The sequence below is a fragment of the Oerskovia sp. 140933 genome, assembly GCF_059651515.1.
This window is the reverse complement of record NZ_JAMXIO010000009.1, coordinates 78,028-97,125: the sequence shown is the minus strand read 5'-3', so window position 1 is coordinate 97,125 and position 19,098 is coordinate 78,028. Positions and strand designations below refer to the sequence as shown.

Here is a 19,098-nt window from a genome sequence, read left to right as displayed (position 1 = left end):
CGATGAACCTCGCCGACCGCCCGATCGCCCCCGACCCCTACTCGCTGCTGCCCCCGGTGCCGCGCTTCACGGTCACGAGCGACGACGTCGTGCACGGAGAGCCCATGGCCCGCACCCACGCCGCCGAGGGCGACAACCGCTCGCCCGAGCTCTCCTGGAACCACTTCCCCGGGGCCACGCGCTCGTTCCTCGTGAGCTGCTTCGACCCCGACGCCCCCACCCCGGCGGGGTACTGGCACTGGACCGTGGTCGACGTGCCCGTGGCCACCGTGACGCTCGCGCAGGGCGCCGGGTCCCCGGGCGGCGGCCACCTCCCGCCGGGCGCGTTCCAGACCCGGCACGACGGCGGGGGGCCGGGCTACCTGGGCGCCGCACCTCCACGCGGGGACCGGGCGCACCGGTACGTGTTCGCGATCCACGCGCTCGACGTCGAACGGCTCGACGTGACCCCCTCGACACCCCCGACGGCGGTCGCGATGGCCGCCCTGCCCCACACGGTCGCGCGCGCGACCATCGCCCCCACCTACCGGATCCTGGTGACCGCATGAACCACTCCACGAGCGACCCGCTGGCCCTCCCGACGCTCGGCGACCTCGCATGGGTCCCGGCCGCGACCAGGCTCGACCTGCTCGCGTCGCCCGTCGCACAGGCCCTCGCCCGCTGGGCCGAGCACGAGCCGCGCGTCACCGAGCAGGTCGCGGTCGTCGAGATCGACCCCGACCTCGCCGACACCGCGACCCTCAACACGGCCCACGACCTGCCGCCTGCCGCCTCGGCGAACTGCGTCCTGGTCGCGGGGCGCCGCGGGGGCGACGAACGCCTCGCGGCGGCCGTCGTGCGTGCCACGACCCGGGCCGACGTGAACTCGCGCGTGCGGTCGCTGCTCGACGTGCGCAAGGCGTCGTTCCTGCCCACGGACCGGGCCGTCGCCGAGTCCGGCATGGAGTACGGCGGGATCACCCCGATCGGGCTCCCGGACGGGTGGCGCGTGCTGCTCGACGCACGCATCGCGACCGACGGCGAGCCCGCGCTCGTCGGGAGCGGGCTGCGCCGGTCCAAGCTGCTGCTGCCCGGTGCGCTGCTCGCCCGGCTGCCCGGCGTCGAGCTGGTCGAAGGGCTGGGCGTGCCCGTGGGGTGAGCGCGAGCGCGCCGGGCCCCGCGCAGCCGTCAGCCCGCGACCCTCGCGGCCGTCAGCCCTCCGCGCGGCCCTCGCGGCCGTCAGCCCTCCGCGCGACCCTCGCGGCCGTCAGCCCTCCGCGCGACCCTCGCGGCCGTCAGCCCTCCGCGCGACCCTCGCGCCAGTAGCCCATGAACGCGACCGAACGACGGTCGACGCCACGCTCGGACACGAGGTAGCGGCGCAGCGTCTTGATGACCGACGCCTCCCCCGCGAGCCACGCGTAGAGCTCGGCGCACGCGACCAGCGGCGTGCCGTCATCGTCCACGGGGACCTCCCAGAGGATCTCCGTGTCGATGTCGACGTCCTCGAGCTCGGCGACGTCGTCGGCCCCGGCCGGACGGCGGGCGAGCCCGCGCGCTGCGCACGTGAGCGAGTGCGTCGCGCCGCAGACGTTGCGCTCGAGCAGACGGTCCGCGGCCTCGCGGACCGCGGGGACCAGCAGGTCGCCGTGAGCGCGTCCCTCGCGCGCGAGCCAGGTGACCTCGATGCCCGGAGGCGCCGAGACGGGCAGGACGTCGCCCTGGTGAGGAACCTCGAGGAAGACCTCGCCCACCTCGTCGGCGGGCAGCGACCCCAGGATCGAGGCGATCGCGGGGACCGCGGTCTCGTCGCCCGCGAGGAGCAGGGCGTGGCTGCGGACGGGGCGGGAGAACTCGACGCCGCCGTGCGGGCCGGTCCACAGGCCGTTGGGGCCGAGCAGCACGACCTCGGAGCCGGGGCGGGCCGCGAGCGCCCAGCGGGAGGCGGGGCCCGTGTCGCCGTGCAGGACGAAGTCGACGTCCACCTCACGGGCCTCGGGGCGGACCGCGCGCACGGTGTAGGTACGCAGGACGTTGCGGCGCTCCTCGGGCTGGGCACGCCAGGCGGCGTACCAGTCGTCCGTGCGGACGAGGTGCTCGTAGCCGCCGTCGGCTGCAGGCAGGACGAGCTTGATGCGCTGGTCGAGGCCGTTGTCGGCGAACTCGTGGAGGTCGCGACCCGTGAAGGTCACGCGCAGGAAGCTGGGGGTCAGGGACTCGACCCGGCGCACCTGCACGTCGAACATGCGGAACGGGGAGATGTCCTGCTCGGTCACGACGCTGGTCTGGGTCACGTAGGCGAGCCTAACCAAACTTGGGACCGGAGAGAACCCCCGGACCCGGACCTGTGGTCGGGATCACTCCCCCGCCCCGGGCTCACCGCTCACGCCTCGCGGCCGCGGCTGCGCCACAGGAGCCACACGAAGTACGGCGCACCGATGAGCGCGGTCGTCAGCCCTGCCGGGATCTGGGCGGGCGCGATGACCGTGCGCCCCACGGTGTCGGCGACGCTCACGAGCACCGCACCGAGCAGCATCGCGACCGGGATGACGCGGCCGTTGCGCGACCCCACCAGGGCGCGCGCGGCGTGCGGGGCGACGAGCCCCACGAAGCCCACGACCCCGACCGCGCACACCGCTGCGGCCGTCAGGCACGCGCTCGCCCCGAGGAGCAGCAGGCGCGTGCGGTCCAGGCGCAGCCCCAGGACGCGCGGCGTGTCCTCGTCGAGCGCCAGGACGTCCATCTCGCGCCGGTGGAGCACCGCGAGGGGGACGACGACGAGGAGCGCGAGCACCACGGGGACCAGGTGCTCGAGCGTGCGCCCGTACGTCGACCCGGACAGCCAGGTGAGGGCGAGGTTGAGGTTCCAGGGTGCGACGACGACGATCACGAGCGTCGTCAGGGCCGTGGCCCCCGCGCTCATGCCGATGCCGATCAGGACGAGGCGGTCGGAGCTCAGCCCGCCCCGGTACGCCAGGCGGTAGACGATCGCGAACGTGCCGAGCGCGCCGACCACGGCCGCGACGGACATCCCCACGATGCCGACGCCGGGAACGAGCAGGACGACCGCCACGGCCCCCAGGCCCGCGCCCGCGGTCACGCCGAGCAGCCCCGGCTCCGCGAGCGGGTTGCGGCACACGGACTGCACGACGGTGCCGGCCAGCCCCAGCGCGGCCCCCGCGAGGATCGCCGCGAGCGCGCGCGGGAAGCGCTGGTCGAGCACGAAGCCGACCTGCTTGCCCGCGCGGTCGGTGGCCCAGTTGAGCACGTCGCCCGTGAGCAGGAGCCTGTCGCCCAGCAGGAGCGCGGCGATCGTGGCCGCGACCAGGAGCGCGACCAGGACGGTCGTGACGACCAGGGCCCATCGCGAGGTGCGGGGCCGCACGTGCGCGGCCCGGGTCCCCGCGGCGGGGCCGGAGTCCTTGAGGCGCCGCGCGAGCCACACGAGCGTCGCGGCCCCGAACACGGTCGTGATGACGCCCGTGGGGACCGCGACGCCGTACGTGCCGGGCAGCAGCAGGCGCAGCAGGACGTCCGCGCCCAGGATCACGATCACACCTGCGATCCCCGAGAGCGGGATCAGCACCCGGTGCCGGTTGAGGCCCGGCACCTTGCGCGCCACGAGGCGCACGATCACCGGGGCGCACAGGCCGACGAACCCGACCGGCCCGGCGACCGTGACGGCCGTCGCGGACAGCAGGACCGCGAGCAGGATGGTCACGACGCGCGTGGCGCGCACGTCGATCCCGAGCACGGTCGCGGTGTCGTCGCCCAGTGCCAGGAGGTCCAGCCGGTGGGCCACGAGGACCAGCCCGCCCAGGCCCACGACCACGAGCGGGGCCGCGAGCGCGACCTGCGACGTCCCGGACTGCACGATCGATCCGCTGCCCCACGCGAAGAGGCCCATGGTCTCCTGCTGGAACAGCACCAGGAGAACGGTCGTCAGGGAGTGCAGGGCCAGGGTGATCGCCGAGCCCGCGAGGATCAGGCGGGTCGGTCCGGCGGCACCGCCGCGGGCCAGGGCGAGCACGAGACCCGAGGCCGCCAGCCCGCCGACCAGCGCGAGGGTCCCGGAGAGGTAGAACGGCAGGCTCACGCCGACGACCGCTGCCGCGACGACCGCGACGTAGGCGCCCGCGTTGACCGCGAGCGTGTCGGGCGAGGCGAGCGGGTTGCGGGCCACGGACTGCAGCGCGGCACCGGCCGCGCCGAGCGAGACGCCCACGAGGAGGCCCGCGAGCAGGCGCGGCAGGCGCGAGGCGACCAGCACGGCGGCGGCGGTCCGGTCCGCAGCGGCGTCGCCGCCGGAGTCCGCGCCCACGGCGAGCCGCAGCAGGTCGCCGAGCCCGACGTCGGCCGTCCCCTGCGTGAGGTGGACCGCGGCAAGCACCAGGACGACGAGGATCGCGACGACGAACGCCGAGGCGACCGTGAGGCGGAACCGGGCGCGGGGGCGCCCCGGGGGGACGGGACCAGCGACGTCGTCGGGGACGGCCAGCAGTCCCTCCGGGGCGCTCGTGCTCACTGGGTCAGGGCCGCGACGAGCGCGTCGACGTAGGCGTTCGCGGACGCGGGGCCACCGAACATCCAGATGCCGTCGGGGATGCGGTGCACGTCACCGGCCACGACGAACGGGAGCTGCTCCCAGATCGCGTTGCCGGCCAGCCCCTCGGCGAACGGGTCGGCCTCGGAGTCGCTCGCGGCATAGACGAACTGGACGTCGCTCAGCGCGGTCAGGCCCTCGACGTCGGTCTGCGCGAGACCGTAGTCGGGGTCCCCCTCGCCGGTCCAGGCGTTCTGCAGGCCCAGCTCGGCGCCGATCGCGCCGAGGAACGAGCCGGGCGTGTACATGCGCACCGAGACCGTGCCGTTGTTGACCCAGCCGTCGGCCATGGTGAACGACGCTCCGGCGACGCCGGCGTCCTCGAGGGTCTTCTTGCCCTCGGCGACCTTGGCGTCGAAGCCCTCGAGCAGCTCGGCGCCCTCCTCGTCGGTGCCGGTCGCGGTCGCGAGCGTCTCGACCGTCTCGCGCATGTAGGCGATCGGGTCGGTGCCGTCCGAGCCGCGCAGGGTCACGACGGGGGCGATGTCCTCGAGCTGGTCGATCACGTTGTCGGCCGTGTCGGTCGTGACGGCGATGAGGTCGGGCTCGAGCGCGGAGATCGCGTCGAGGCTCGCCTCGCCGCGCATCCCCACGTCGGGCGTGGACGGGTCGAGCGCGATCGACGTGTCCCAGGTGTTGTAGCCCGTGACGTCGGCCTGGCCCACGATGTCGACGCCGAGCGCGAGCAGGTTCTCGGTGAGGCCCCACTCGAGCGAGACGACCTCGGTCGCGGGGGCGTCGAGCGTCTGCTCGCCGCGCTCGTCGGTGAAGGTGACGGGGCCCGCGTCGGTCGCCGCCCCCGTGTCGGCAGCGCCGGCGTCTGCCTCCTCGGTGGTGCCGCAGGCGGTGAGGGTGAGCGCTGTCACGAGCAGGACGGCGGGCAGGCCGGTCCGGAGGGTCGTTCGCATGGGGTCCTGTGTCCTTGAGGTGCGGCCCGCGTCAGAGGCGCGGGCTGGGTGGGCCGCCACGTCGGGGTGCGTGGCAGCGCGGTGCGGGTTCGGGTCGTCAGGGGACGGCGACGAGCCTGCGGGTCGTGTGCCGGCCGACGGGTGCGGTCTGCACCGTGCCGGTCAGCGGGTCGTGCGTGACGTCGATGCGGATGCCGTACGTCTCGCTCAGCGCGTCGGCCGTCATGACGTCCGCGGCCGTGCCCGCGGCACGGACGACGCCGCGCTGGAGCAGGACCACGTGGTCCGCGACCGCGGCCGCCTGGTTGAGGTCGTGCAGCACGACGCCCACGGCCACGCCGTGGTCGTCCGCGAGGTCGCGCATCAGGTCGAGGATCTCGACCTGGTAGCGCAGGTCCAGGTAGGTCGTGGGCTCGTCGAGGAGCAGGACGCCCGTGTCCTGCGCGAGGCACGTCGCGAGCCACACGCGCTGGAGCTCGCCGCCCGAGAGCTCGTCGACGCCGCGCCCGGCCATGGCCGCGACGCCCGTGACGTCCATGGCCCAGGCGATCGCGCGGGCACCGTCGGGGTCGGTGGAGCGGAAGCGGGCCCGGTGCGGGTGGCGACCGTACCCGACGACGTCGCGCACGCTCACGCCGTTGGGCGTGGGCCTGCTCTGGGAGAGCAGGGTGACGCGCCGCGCGAACTCCTTGGGGTGCAGTGCGAGCGCGTCCGGGACGTCGGGCAGGCTCACGGTGCCGTCGAGCGGCTTGTGGAGCCGGGCGAGCGAGCGCAGGAGCGTCGACTTGCCGCTGCCGTTGGGGCCGATGAGGGCCGTGACCTGTCCGGGGAGCAGGCGGAGCGAGGCGTCGTGCACGACCGTGGTCCCGTCGTACGCGAGGCTCAGGCCTGCGCCGGCGAGGGCCGGTGGGTCGGTGTCCTGGGTGGCCGGAGCGCCGTCGGTCCCCGATAAGGTGTGGCTCACAGAGGTGAGCCTAACCAAACATGGTGGTCGGGAGAACCCTGGGAACCGAAGATGTGGTCGGGATCACGACCGGCGACGGGAACGAACCTCAGCGCACGATCGTCACGGGGCAGTGCGCCTCACGCACGAGCGCATGGCTCACCGACCCCAGGACGAGCGCTGCGAACCCTCCCCGCCCACGGGACCCCACGACCAGGCGCTCAGCCCCTTCCGACGCCCTGACCAGCGCCGGAGCGGGCTGTGCCTCGACAGCCGACCCGTCGACCTCCAGGTCCGGGAACTCGTCGTGCACCTGCGCGAGCGCGGCCGCGAGCAGCCGCTCGGCGCCGTTCTCGGCACGCTCGCGCGGGAACTCCGCGGCGACGTAGCTCTCGAGATGGACCGAGGCGCGCGTCCACCACGCCACCACGACCCGCAGCGAGGCCCCCCGCGAGACGGCGACATCGGCCGCGTGGCGCAGCGCCCCGCTCGAGTGCGTCGAGCCGTCGACGCCGACGACGACCGGCAGGTTCACGTCCCGCAGCGCCTCGACGTCACCGTGCACCACGACGACCGGGCAGTGCGCGTGCGCGGCGACCGCGAGCGCCACCGACCCGCCGAGCTCGCCCCGCACACGCCCGTGGTCCCCCGAGCCGACGACGACGACCGACGCGTCGAGCGAGGTCCCGACGAGCGTCGCGGCCGGGGTCGTGTACTCGACGGTCGCCTCGACCTCGAGGTCGGGCTCGATCTCGAGCGCCGTGTCACGACCGCGCGCCGCGAGCGCCCGGGCACCCGCCTGCGCGTTCTCGCCGCCGCCGGGCATCGACGGATCGAGGTGCGTGTCGTGCGCGTCCCGGGCGAGCACGACGTCCAGACGGGAGCCGCGCCGTCGGGCCTCGCGCGCGGCCCAGCGCACTGCGGAGGTCGCCGAGGGCGACCCGTCATACCCGACGACGACCGGTCCCGTGGACATAGGTCCATGGTCGCCCCGTCCTGGCTCCGGCGCGAGGGCGGGCCCTCACTCCCGCAGGCCGATGCTCTCGACCGGTCGGCCCCGCAGCGCCGCACGGGTCGGCAGGATCATCGAGAGGTACCCGACGACCCCCGCGCCCGCGACTGTCGCGAGGTACGCCGTGGGAGACAGCGCGGGCGTCGCCCGCTGCCCCTCGCTCAGCCCGAGGCTGATGCCCGTGAGCGGCGGCAGGAGGATCACGGTCGCGATGAGCACCGCGATGCCGACCACCACGCCGGTCTCGACCCGCATCATCCGCAGGACCTGCCGGTCCCGGGTACCGACCAGGCGCAGCAGCGCGAGCTCGCGCCGGCGCTCGGCCGTCGACATGACCAGCGAGTTCGCGACATTGAGCGCGACGTACCCGAACAGCACGACGAGCAGGATCATCGAGGTCCATGTGTTGGCCTCGAGCGCCGCCTTCTCGGCAGCGACCAGCGAGGCCCGGTCGGCGAGCTCGACGCCCGGGAGCGCAGCGACCGCGGCATCGAGCGAGGCCGCGAGCCCGGCGACCTCGACCCCCTGCTCGGCCACCACGAGCAACGAGCCGTCGAGCCCGTCCCCCGTGCTGCCCAGCACCAGGTCGTGCGGGAGGAGGGCGTCGCCGAACCCCAGGCCGCGGCCGTAGATCGCGACGACGACGGGCTCGGTCCGGGTGCCGTCCGCGAGCCAGAGCTCGATCGTGTCCCCGAGCCCGGCCCGCGCCTTGCTCGCCCCCGTGACGCTGAGCGCGACCGACTCCCCGTGCAGGTCGTCGGTCGACCCCTCGCGCACGTCCAGGTCGATCGCGGCGGCCAGGTCCGACGGGTCGACCCCCTGCGCGCTCAGCGCCTCGGCCGTGAGCGTGCCGTCCGGCTCCGCGAAGCGCACGAGGCCCTGGCTCCGGACGGTCGGGGTCACCGAGGCGACGCCCGGGACGCTCGCGACCCGTCCTGCCAGATCGGGAGACAGCCCCGTGCCGCTGCTCGCGAGCACGAGGTCGGCCCGCAGCCCGTCAGCCACCTGGCGCTCGGTCTCGGCCACCTGCGCCGCGCCGAGCGAGACCTGCACGACCGTCATGGTGATCGCGAGCACGAGCGGCACGACCGCGCCCGCGAGCCGCCGCGAGCTCGCGCGGGTGTTGCGGCCCGCGAGGTAGGTGCTCGCGTGCGGGCTGCGCCGCAGGAACGGCTCGACGAGCAGCACCAGGCCGTGCACGATCCGCGGGCCCAGGAGCGCGACCGCGATCACGAGCACCATGCCGGACAGCGCGGCCCCCGCGAGCGCGTCCTCGCCCGCGACGAACGCGGGCAGCATCGACAGGAACACCCCGCCCGCGAGCAGGACCACCCCGATCACCGTGCGCGTGACGCCCAGGCGCGGGGTCTCCACGGCGGCATCGCCGAGCGCCTCGACCGGCCTGACCCTGATCGCACGCCGGGCGGACATCCGCCCCGCGACCCAGGCGACGCCCACCGTGAGCACCACCGCGACCAGGACCGGCACCGGGCCCACCGCGACCGGGTAGTCCGCCGAGACGACCCCCGCCCGGACGAACAGGGCGTGCAGGCCCCGGACCGCGACGATGCCCAGGAGCGCCCCCGGGACGGCCGCCGTCGTCGACAGGACGAGCATCTCGGCCGAGATCATCCGGCGGACCTGGCGAGGCGTCGCCCCCACCGCGCGGAGCAGTGCGAGCTCGCGCCGTCGCTGCTGCACCACGAGGCCCAGCGCGCTCGCGACCACGAACACGACGACCATGAGCATGATCCCGCCGAAGCTCCCGGCGATCGCGATCAGCGTGGTCGCCGAACCGGAGGCGTCGGCGAACTCGACCGAGCCGCGGGCGGCGCCCGTGTGCACGGTCAGCCCGGTCCGTTCGCGCACGTCCGCGGCGAGCGCCCGGACGTCCGTCCCGTCCGCGGCCACGATCCCGACGGCGTCGATCTCGCCGCCCGCGCCTGCCGCCCCAGGCAGGCCGCTCGTGCCGTGCCCACCTGCGGCGAGGTCCGCGACCTGCTCGTCGGTGAAGAACACCACGCCCTGGCGCAGGGCCCCGGCCGCGACAGGCGGGGGGACGACCCCGGTCACCCGGTACTCCCCGGGCGTCGAACCGACGGCCAGGGTGACGTCGTCGCCTGCTCCCACGGCGAGCCGAGCGGCGAGCGCGTCGTCGAGCACGACCTGGCCCGGCGCCGTCGGGCCCTCGCCGTGCACGAGGACGAACGGTCCCAGGTCCGCGGTGGACCAGGCGTGCCCCACGGGCGGGCGCCCGTCGATCGTCCCGGCCGGCTCCCCGGACGGCCCGACGGCGCCCAGCGCCACCCCGACGTCGCCCACCGCGCGCTCGACCCCGGGGATCGCGGCGAGCTCGTCGACCGCGGAGGCAGGCAGGGGGACCCGCCCGCCGAAGGGCTCGTCGTAGTCCACGTCGACCGCGAGGGACTGCTTCGCGGTCACGACCAGGTCGGCGCCCGCGTAGCGTTCGGGGCTGATGCCCTGGCGGATGCCCGACTCCATGAGCAGCCCGCACGCCGCGACGAGCATCGCGCTCAGGAACAGCGCGACGAACGGGCCCACGAAGCTCCTGCGGCGCGAGCGCAACGTGCTCAGCGCGAGAGACAGCACCCTCACCACTCCCCGAGGTGCGTCATGCGGTCGGCGACCTGCTTCGGGGTGGGGTGCTCGAGCTCGCCCGCGACCTGACCGTCGGCCAGGAACACGACGCGGTCTGCGAACGAGGCCGCGACCGGGTCGTGCGTGACCATGAAGACGCTCTGGCCGAGCGTGTCGACCAGGAACCGCAGCAGCTCGAGCACCTGCTTGCTCGTGCGCGTGTCGAGCGCCCCGGTCGGCTCGTCCGCGACGACGACGTCGGGGCGCGTCACGAGCGCTCGCGCGATCGCCACCCGCTGCTGCTGACCGCCCGAGAGCTCGCTCGGGCGGTGGCCGAGGCGGTCCTCGATCCCGACGCGGGCCGCGATCTCGCGCAGCCACGCCGGGTCCACCCGCGCGCCCGCGAGACGCAGCGGCAGCCCGACGTTCTCCGCGACCGTCAACGACCCCATGAGGTTGTAGGCCTGGAACACGAACCCGATGCTGCTACGGCGCAGGGCCGTGAGCTCGTCCTCGGTCATCCCGGACAGGTCCGCGCCGCCCAGGTGAACGGACCCGCTGCTCGGTCGGTCGAGTCCTGCCGCGCAGTGCAGGAGGGTGCTCTTGCCCGAGCCCGACGGCCCCATCACGGCCGTGAAGCCGCCGCGGGGCAGCGCGAGGGACACTCCCCGCAACGCGTGCACGGACCGTCTTCCCGCGGTGTAGGTCCGGGTGATCCCCGTGACCTGCAGTGCGTACGGCGAGGCCGCCGCGGCATCCCGGACGGATGCCGCGACGGCCCGCTTGCTCGTCTGTGTCCTCAACGTGAGACCCCTGTCGTGGTGCGAGTCTCGAACGTAGCGAGCGGGGGACGAACCGGACCATCCGGCCTGTCCCCCGAGCGGGGTGGGGCTGTCCCCCCGTGGGGGGCGGCCGGGGCCAGGGCTCCGGCCCCGCCGCGAACCCCGCCCCGTCCCTGCCCGCTAGGGCGCGAGCCGGTGCAGGTCGCGCGGGAACAGCGTGACCTCGCGGACGTTGGTCGCGCCCGTGAGCCGCGCGGTCCACCGCTCGAGGCCGATCGCGAACCCCCCGTGGGGCGGCATGCCGTGCTCGAACGCCTCGAGGTAGGTCGCGTAGGCCGCGGGGTCCTCGCCGCGGGCCGTGACCGCCGCGACGTAGTCCGCGTACCGGTGCAGCCGCTGCCCGCCCGTGACGAGCTCGAGTCCACGGAAGAGCAGGTCGAAGCTGTTGCTCCACCGCGGGTCGTCGGGCTGCGGGTGGGTGTAGAAGGGGCGCTTGGCCATCGGGTAGCCCTCGACCGCGAGGAGGTCGCTGCCGTGCTCGGCGAGCGCCCACCGTCCCAGCGCGCGCTCGTGCTCGGGCGCGAGGTCGGGTTCGTCGGCGGGCGCCCCGAGGAGGGCGAGCGCGTCGGCGAAGTGGATCACGGGGATCTCGGCGGGAACGACGGGCACGGCGAAGCCCTGGGTCTCGACGGCGTCCCCGGCGTGCTCGTGGACGGCCGCGACCATGCCCGCGAGGACGTCGCGCAGCACCCGCAGCACGTCGCGGTGGTCCCGGACGAAGCCGAGCTCGACGTCGAGCGAGACGTACTCGGCGAGGTGGCGCACGGTGTCGTGCGGCTCGGCCCGGAAGACGGGCCCCACCTCGTACACGCGCTCGAACACCCCGACGAGCTGCTGCTTGGAGAGCTGCGGGCTCTGGGCGAGGAAGGCCGGCCGCCCGAAGTAGTCGAGCGTGAACACGTCCGCACCCGACTCGGTCGCCGCCGCGACGATCTTGGGCGACTGCACCTCGGTGAAGCCCTGCGCGTCGAGGGCGCTGCGGAAGCCTCGCAACGACGCGGCCGCGACCTCCCACCGGGCACGCTGGGCGGGGTGGCGCCACGCGACCGCGGCGTGGTCGAGCAGGGTCGGCAGCCCCACGTCGAGCGAGGGACGCCACAGCTCGACGGGCGGCGTCGCCGCGGGGTCGGTGAGGAGGACGACGGTCGGCGATGTCACCTCGACCCCATCGGGCGCCTGGGCGTTCGCGGTCGCGACCCCCGTGACCTCGACCACGGTCTCCTCCGGGGGCACGTCCTGCCCGTCTGACGGGCGCACGACCACCTGGGCGAGGCCCGAGCGGTCGCGGAGCACCAGAAACGTGACGGCGGCCAGGGCCCGGCGGCGGTGCACCCAGCCGCGGAGCGTGACCGTGGCTCCCGGCGGTGCGGCGGGCAGGTCAGCGGCGAGGGTCCGGGCCGCGGTCGAGGGGGCGACGGGTGGGGTCGGTGGTCTCATGGTTCCTCCAGCAGGCGAAGGCCCTGGAGGAGCGGGCGGGGGCTAGGTCGCTGTGCCACCACTCCTTCGCCGGGAGGTCCCGGCCTCTCGTCGGTACGCCGCACGCGCGGGGGACGCCTGCCCATGCCACGAGGTCCAGGCCGAGGGTCGTCACGCCTCACGTCCGCCGTCCCCGACGATACCCACGGGCCGCCCGGACGTCGCGCGCATTCTTCGCGCCGTCCGCCGTCGGTGCGCTCAGCGCCCGGGGGCGCGCTCGGGCACGTGCAGCCGCCGCAGGAAGCGGTCGGTGCGGGGCTGCGGGCCGCGCCGGTCCCGCAGGGACACGACGACGGTCGTGGCGGTCGCGAGCGGGATTGTCCAGGCCGCGGGCTGGGCCAGGAGGCTGCGCGCGAGCCCGTCGCCCGGACCGACCGCCGAGGTCACGAGCAGCGCCGCGGCGCAGAGCGCGCTGCCGACGACCATGCCCGCGATCGCGCCGCGCGCCGTGAGGCGCCGCCACCACACGCCCAGGAGGATCGTCGGGGACAGCGCCGAGGCTGCGAACACGAACACGGTCCCGACGCTCGTGACGAGGCCTCGCGGGATCGTGACCAGGGCGAACGCGAGGGGCACGAGCGTGCACGCGACCGCGGACCAGCGGAACGAGCGCACCGTGCCGCCGAACAGGTCCTGGCTCACGACCCCGGCGAGGGAGACCACGAGACCCGACGACGTCCCGAGGAACGCCGCGAACGCCCCGGCCATGACGAGCGCCGAGAGCAGGTCTCCGCCCGGGCCGGGCACGAGCCGCGACGGCAGGACCAGCGCGACCGTGTCCGCGACGCCGGGGGCCGCGAGGTCCGGCGCGACCGCGCGCGCGACCAGGCCCATGGTGCTCGAGACCATGTAGAAGACGCTGATCATCCCGATCACCACCACCGTGGTCCACCGGGCCGAGACCCCGTCGGGGCTCGTGTAGAAGCGGACCAGGACGTGCGGCAGGCCGATCGTCCCGAGCAGCAGCGCGAGGAGCAGCGAGGCCGTCGTGTAGGTGTCGTAGGACCGCGGACCCGCCTCGGGCGGGAAGACCTGGGCCGGGTCGAGCGCCAGGTCCTGCCCGCCGAGCACGACGAGCAGGAAGAGCACGGGGACCGCGAGCGCCGTGAGCTTGACCCAGTACTGGAACGCCTGGACGAACGTGACCGACCGCATGCCGCCCGCGGCGACCACGGCGCTCACGACGGCCGCGACCCCGACCGAGCCGACCCACGGCGGGACGGGGGCGACGGTCGTGATGACGAGCGCGGCCCCGTGGAGCTGCGGGACGACGTACAGCCACCCGATGACGAGCACCAGGACGCTCGTGACGCGGCGTGCCGCGAGCGAGTCGAGCCGGGCCTGGACGAAGTCCGGGATCGTGTACGCGCCGCTGCGCCGCAGGGGCCCGGCGACGAACAGCAGCACGAGCAGGTAGCCCGCGGCGTACCCGACGGGGAACCAGAACGCCTCGGCCCCCGAGAGCAGCACGAGCCCGGACAGCCCCAGGAACGTGCCGGCCGACAGGTACTCGCCGCTGATCGCCGACGCGTTCCACACGGGCCGCACGGTGCGCGAGGCGACGAAGAAGTCGCTCGTGGTGCGCGAGATCCGCAGCCCGTAGAACCCGATGATCCCGGTCGCGAGCAGCAGCAGGCAGACCGCGACCAGGGGCAGCGCGGAGGTCACTCGTCCTCCACCAGGGCCCGGAAGCGGCGCTCGTTGCGCGCGGCCGCGAGGGCGTAGACGAGCGCGAACGCACCGATCACGGGGTAGAAGCCGTACGCGTGCAGGAGCCACGGGAGGGGCACGCCGAGCACGTGCACGTCGCCGAGCGTCGGCACGGCGCTCATGGTGACCGTGAGCAGCGCGACGACCGCCAGGAAGGACGCGACGCACGCGAGCGCGAGCCGGAGCTGGGCGCGTGCGAGGCTGCGGGCGTAGACGGCTGCTGGTTCGCTCCCGCCGTCGGGCCCGGGCGCGTCCGCGCTCCCGGGCGCCCTGCCCGCGCTCGCCCTGCCCGACGGCGTCCCTCCCGCCCCGGCCCACGCGGCGCCCGGGGCGTCGGTCCGGACGGGGGTCGTCGGGTCGGTCGAGCGGACGACGACCCGCGGGGGCCGCGCGCCCGAGCTCACGGACGGCCACCCGTGCGGCCCAGGAGCGCGTCGCGCACCGCCGGGGCCATGCGCCGGCTCACGGGGACCTCGTGCCCCGCGAGGACGACGACGGGGTGCGATCCGCCCAGCCGGACCGCGGTCACGGCGGACCGGTCGACGAGGTACGAGCGGTGCACGCGCAGGAAGCCCGCGGGGGCCCAGCGCTCCTCGAGGTCGGACAGGGGTTCGCGCACCAGACAGCTGTCGGTGTCCGTGACCAGGCGCGAGTAGTCGCCCTGCGCCTGGACCCACCGCACGGCCGAGCGCAGCACGACGCGCGTCGTGGTCCCGACGGTGACGGCGATGGTCTCGTCGGCCGGGGTGCGGTCGGGCGCCCCTCGATCGGTGCCCGGCGCACGTCCCGCTGCGACGTGCCCCGCGACCGCGCGCTCCACTGCCCGGGCCAGCCGCTCGCGGCGCACGGGCTTGAGGACGTAGTCGACGGCCTCGACGTCGAAGGCCTCGATGGCCCGGGCCTCGTCGGCCGTCACGAACACCACCGCGGGCCGGACCGAGAAGCACGACAACGCCCGGGCCAGGTCGAGCCCGGACAGGCCGGGCATGTGGATGTCGAGGAAGGCCACGTGCACGGGGTGCTCGGACAGGCGGCGCAGCGCCTCGGCCCCCGATGCGACGCCGTGCACCGACCGCACGTGCGGGTCGCTGCGCAGGAGGTGGACGAGCTCGTCGAGCACGGGGCGCTCGTCGTCGGCCACGAGGACGTCGACGCCGCCGGGCAGGCCCGCACCGCCGGGGCTGCCGGTCGAGGTGCCGGGCCGGGCGGGGGTCTCGTCGTGGCTCATCTCCTGCTCACCTCGGTCTCGTGCTGGGGCTGGGACTTCGGGACGCGCATCCGGACGAGGGTACCCGCGCCCTCCTCCGTCTCGATCTCGAGCGCGTGCTGGTCGCCGTAGAGCTGGCGCACGCGCGTGTCGACGTTGCGCAGCCCGACGTTGGTCGCGCGCGAGCCGGTCGCGAGCAGGGTCCGCAGCGTCTCGGGGGACATGCCGACGCCGTCGTCCTCGACCGTGATCTCCGTCTGGGTGCCCTCGTCGCGTGCGCTGATGACGATGCGTCCGCCGCGCTCGCGCGGTTCGAGGCCGTGCCGGACGGCGTTCTCGACGAGCGGCTGGACGCTGAGGAACGGGATGACGGTCGACAACGACTCGGGCGCGATCTGGAGCGTCACGGTGAGACGGTCGCCGAACCTTGCGCGCTCGAGCTCGACGTACGAGTGCACGCTGCCGAGCTCGTCGGCGAGCGTCGTGAAGTCGCCGCGCCCCCGGAACGAGTAGCGCGTGAAGTCCGCGAAGTCGAGCACGAGGTCCCGTGCACGCTCGGGGTCGGTGCTGATGAAGGAGGCGATCGCGCCGAGCGAGTTGTAGATGAAGTGCGGGCTGATCTGTGCACGCAGGGCCCGCAGCTCGGCCTGTGCGAGCGCCGTGCGCGAGGCCTCGAGCTCGCCGAGCTCGAGCTGGGCGGCGCACCACTGCGCGACCTCGCCCGTGGCGCGCACGAGCGGCGGGCGCACGCGCGTCGCGAATGCGACGACGGCCCCCGCGACGACGCCGCCGGCGAGCACGGGTGCCCCCACGGCCTCCGGTGTGCCCGACGACGGCTCGCCGCTGGTGTAGACCTGTCGCCTCCCGGTCTCGATCGTCCGGGCGCCCACGCGCCGAGCCTCGGACCGCAGGGCGGTCGGGCCGTCGAGGGCGACGACCCCGTCGGGCGTCACGACAGCGAGCGCGTCGCAGCCGAGCAACGTGCGCAGGTGCCGGGCCGCGCGGCCGACGTCGTCCCCGTCGAGGCCGTCACGCAGGTGCTTGGCCGCACGCGACGCGAGGTGCAGGGTGCTGAAGGTCGCCCGCTCCGAGTCGCTGCCGAGCTCGCGCGTGCCGCGTGCGAGCCGCCACGCGAGGACCAGTGCGGCGGTGAGCAGGACGCCGACGACCAGGCCGACGACGGCCCCGGTGAACACGGGTCCGGACATGCCGAGATCCTATTCCGGTCCGCCCCGGTGGATGACCGCTCGCCGCCTCAGCAGCAGCGGGCACCGGGGTTGCGGTCCTGGTCGTCCATGCGCTGGCGCCAGAACTGGCGCTCGTCCAGGACCGGGACGTCGGGCCCGTGCGCGGCGCGGCGGTGCTTCACGTACACCCGGTACGCGTCGTCGCCCATGAGCTGGCGGACGTACCAGGCCGCACCTCTCGCCGCTCGGGCGAGCGCGTCGCGCACGGGCCCCACGATCAGTGCCCCCCGCCCGAGGACACCGGCTGCTTCTCGGGCGGGAGCTGGGCCCACGCGGCCTCGATCTCCTTCTCGGCCGCGGTCGGGAGGAGGCCTGCCGGGGCGAAGCGGCGCGAGGCCACGGGCTCGTCCTCGTGGTTCTCACCGCCCCCGGCACGGATCGCCTTCACGGTCGTCACGAGGGCCGCGACCATGACGACGATCGCGAGGACCACGAAGATGATCGACAGCGTGCCCTGCACGAACGTGTTCCGCACGACCGCCTCCATGGCCTCGACCGAGGGAGCCGTGCCGAACGACGTCTCGCCCGCGGCGAGCGCGTCCTTGAACGCGTTGTGGTTGGCCCAGTAGCCGACCGCCGGCACGGGCGAGAAGATCTTCTCGAACGATGCCGTGATGGTCACGACCGCGGTGAAGGCCAACGGCACCGCGACGATCCAGAGCCAGCGGACGTACGAGCGACCGCGCTTGGCGACGATCGCCAGGACGACCGCGAGCGCGATGGCCGCGAGGAGCTGGTTGGCGATGCCGAACAACGGGAAGAACGTGTTGATCCCGCCGAGGGGGTCCGTCACCCCGAGGTACAGGATGCTGCCCCACCCCGCGACCATGACCAGGGTGCAGAGCCACACCCCCGGCCGCCACGTGACGTCCCGGAAGCGGGGCACGACGTTGCCCACCGAGTCCTGCAGCATGAACCGCGCGACGCGCGTCCCGGCGTCGACGGCCGTGAGGATGAACAGGGCCTCGAACATGATCGCGAAGTGGTACCAGAAGCCCATCATCGCGGCGCCGCCGAACAGCTGCTGCATGATGTGCGCGAGCCCCAGGGCCAGCGTGGGCGCGCCACCCGTGCGGGACACGATCGACTCCTCGCCGACCGCCGCGGCGGTCGAGGACAGCATGTCGGGCGTGAGGTTCACACCGGCCAGGCCGAGCGAGTTGACGAACGCGACGGCCCCCTCGATGGTCCCGCCCGTCGCGGCGGCGGAGGCGTTCATCGCGAAGTAGATGCCGCGGTCGAGCGAGATCGCGGCGACGAGCGCCATGATCGCGACGAACGACTCCATGAGCATGCCGCCGTACCCGATGAAGCGCGCCTGGCGCTCCTTCTCGAGCAGCTTGGGCGTCGTGCCCGAGGCGATGAGGGCGTGGAAGCCGGACAGGGCGCCGCACGCGATCGTCACGAACAGGAACGGGAAGAGCGAGCCGGAGAACACCGGCCCCGTCTCGCCGCTCGCGAACTCGCTGACCGCGGGCACCGAGATCTCGGGGCGCACGATCACGATCGCGCCCGCGAGCATCACGATGACGCCGATCTTCATGAACGTCGAGAGGTAGTCGCGCGGGGCGAGGAGCAGCCACACGGGCAGGACCGCCGCGATGAAGCCGTAGATGATGATGCCGATCGCGATGGTCGTGCGGTCGAGGTGGAACAGGTCCGCGCCCCACGTGGTGTTCGCGACCCAGCCGCCGCCCACGATCGCGGCCATGAGCAGCACGAAGCCGATGATCGAGACCTCGGTGATGCGACCGGGGCGCAGGTAGCGCAGGTACACGCCCATGAAGAGCGCGATCGGGATGGTCATCGAGACGCTGAAGACGCCCCACGGGCTCTCGCCCAGGGAGTTCACGACGACGAGCGCGAGGATCGCGACGATGATCAGCATGATGAGCAGCGACGCGACGATCGCGGCCGTGCCGCCGATGCGCCCCAGCTCCTGGCGGGCCATCTGGCCGATCGTGCGCCCGCCGCGACGCATCGAGAAGAACAGGACGAGGTAGTCCTGCACGGCACCGGCCAGGATGACGCCGACGATGATCCACACCGTGCCGGGCAGGTAGCCCATCTGCGCGGCGAGGACGGGGCCGACGAGGGGGCCGGCTCCCGCGATCGCGGCGAAGTGGTGCCCGAACAGCACGCGGCGGTCGGTCGGGACGTAGTCCTTGCCGTCCGAGCGGACCTCCGCCGGGGTCGCGCGGCGGTCGTCGGGGCGCGTGAGGTACCGCTCGATGACCTTGGAGTAGAAGCGGTAGCCGATCAGGTAGCTGCACACCGCGGCGAACACGAACCAGATGGCGTTGACGGTCTCGCCGCGCACGAGCGCGAGCATGACCCAGGCGACGCCGCCGAGCAGCGCGATGCCGGTCCAGAGGACGACCTTCTGCCAGGTCCAGCGGGGCTTGAGCGCGGACTCGGGGACCGCGGTGGGCGGGAGGGTCGGATCGGGCGCGAGCCCGTCGTCCCGGGCGTCCTCCGCCGTCGATCGGGTGGTCGTCGTCATCAGTTCTCTCTCCTCAGGTCGCGTCGTTGCGTCCGACGCGGCCAGGCTAGGGACCCGGTGGGCCCGTGAT

16 protein-coding genes are annotated in these 19,098 nt (G+C 74.3%); 2 read left to right on the top strand and 14 right to left on the bottom strand.

Features of this window, described 5'->3' with window-relative positions:
* The first annotated feature begins 2 nt into the window (after window positions 1-2).
* The gene (locus tag NHG27_RS07185; protein ID WP_497015462.1) at window positions 3-548 is read left to right on the top strand and encodes a YbhB/YbcL family Raf kinase inhibitor-like protein; all 546 of its coding nucleotides are present in this window, start codon (window positions 3-5) and stop codon (window positions 546-548) included.
* The gene (locus NHG27_RS07180) at window positions 545-1,138 is read left to right on the top strand and encodes a YbaK/EbsC family protein (protein ID WP_497015460.1); all 594 of its coding nucleotides are present in this window, start codon (window positions 545-547) and stop codon (window positions 1,136-1,138) included. Before NHG27_RS07185 ends, NHG27_RS07180 begins: the two co-directional genes overlap by 4 nt.
* 136 nt (window positions 1,139-1,274) lie before the next feature.
* Here the strand turns inward: NHG27_RS07180 and NHG27_RS07175 are convergent, their stop codons facing one another.
* From NHG27_RS07175 to NHG27_RS07110, 14 genes are all read right to left on the bottom strand, one after another.
* Entirely contained in the window at window positions 1,275-2,225 is a 951-nt protein-coding gene (locus NHG27_RS07175; RefSeq protein ID WP_497015493.1) for a siderophore-interacting protein, read from the bottom strand.
* 137 nt (window positions 2,226-2,362) lie between these two features.
* Window positions 2,363-4,504: an iron ABC transporter permease gene (locus tag NHG27_RS07170; RefSeq protein WP_497015458.1), complete on the bottom strand. Its 2,142-nt coding sequence runs from the start codon at window positions 4,502-4,504 to the stop codon at window positions 2,363-2,365.
* The gene (locus tag NHG27_RS07165) at window positions 4,501-5,490 is read right to left on the bottom strand and encodes an ABC transporter substrate-binding protein (protein ID WP_497015457.1); all 990 of its coding nucleotides are present in this window, start codon (window positions 5,488-5,490) and stop codon (window positions 4,501-4,503) included. Before NHG27_RS07165 ends, NHG27_RS07170 begins: the two co-directional genes overlap by 4 nt.
* A gap of 97 nt (window positions 5,491-5,587) precedes the next feature.
* Entirely contained in the window at window positions 5,588-6,454 is an 867-nt protein-coding gene (locus NHG27_RS07160) for an ABC transporter ATP-binding protein (protein WP_497015455.1), read from the bottom strand.
* Window positions 6,455-6,542: 88 nt separating this feature from the next.
* Entirely contained in the window at window positions 6,543-7,409 is an 867-nt protein-coding gene (locus NHG27_RS07155) for a universal stress protein (RefSeq protein WP_497015453.1), read from the bottom strand.
* A gap of 45 nt (window positions 7,410-7,454) precedes the next feature.
* A complete protein-coding gene (locus NHG27_RS07150; protein WP_497015451.1) occupies window positions 7,455-10,061 on the bottom strand; it encodes an FtsX-like permease family protein in 2,607 nt (868 codons plus the stop codon).
* Window positions 10,058-10,846: an ABC transporter ATP-binding protein gene (locus NHG27_RS07145; protein ID WP_497015449.1), complete on the bottom strand. Its 789-nt coding sequence runs from the start codon at window positions 10,844-10,846 to the stop codon at window positions 10,058-10,060. The genes NHG27_RS07150 and NHG27_RS07145 overlap by 4 nt, the downstream gene beginning before the upstream one ends.
* Window positions 10,847-11,005: 159 nt before the next feature.
* Window positions 11,006-12,322, bottom strand: coding sequence for an aspartate--tRNA(Asn) ligase (gene aspS, locus NHG27_RS07140; RefSeq protein WP_497015447.1), 1,317 nt, complete (start codon window positions 12,320-12,322; stop codon window positions 11,006-11,008).
* A gap of 237 nt (window positions 12,323-12,559) precedes the next feature.
* Window positions 12,560-14,029, bottom strand: coding sequence for a sodium/solute symporter (locus NHG27_RS07135; protein ID WP_497015445.1), 1,470 nt, complete (start codon window positions 14,027-14,029; stop codon window positions 12,560-12,562).
* Window positions 14,026-14,475, bottom strand: a complete 450-nt coding sequence (locus NHG27_RS07130) for a heavy metal transporter (protein ID WP_497015444.1) — start codon at window positions 14,473-14,475, stop codon at window positions 14,026-14,028. Before NHG27_RS07130 ends, NHG27_RS07135 begins: the two co-directional genes overlap by 4 nt.
* Window positions 14,472-15,299: a LytR/AlgR family response regulator transcription factor gene (locus tag NHG27_RS07125; RefSeq protein WP_193720568.1), complete on the bottom strand. Its 828-nt coding sequence runs from the start codon at window positions 15,297-15,299 to the stop codon at window positions 14,472-14,474. The genes NHG27_RS07130 and NHG27_RS07125 overlap by 4 nt, the downstream gene beginning before the upstream one ends.
* Window positions 15,296-16,486, bottom strand: a complete 1,191-nt coding sequence (locus NHG27_RS07120) for a sensor histidine kinase (RefSeq protein ID WP_497015442.1) — start codon at window positions 16,484-16,486, stop codon at window positions 15,296-15,298. Before NHG27_RS07120 ends, NHG27_RS07125 begins: the two co-directional genes overlap by 4 nt.
* Before the next feature lie 47 nt (window positions 16,487-16,533).
* On the bottom strand, window positions 16,534-16,731 hold the full coding sequence (locus tag NHG27_RS07115; protein WP_497015441.1) for a YbdD/YjiX family protein: 198 nt from the start codon (window positions 16,729-16,731) through the stop codon (window positions 16,534-16,536).
* Window positions 16,732-16,742: 11 nt separating this feature from the next.
* Window positions 16,743-19,028, bottom strand: coding sequence for a carbon starvation CstA family protein (locus NHG27_RS07110; RefSeq protein WP_193720571.1), 2,286 nt, complete (start codon window positions 19,026-19,028; stop codon window positions 16,743-16,745).
* Between the last annotated feature and the right edge of the window lie 70 nt (window positions 19,029-19,098).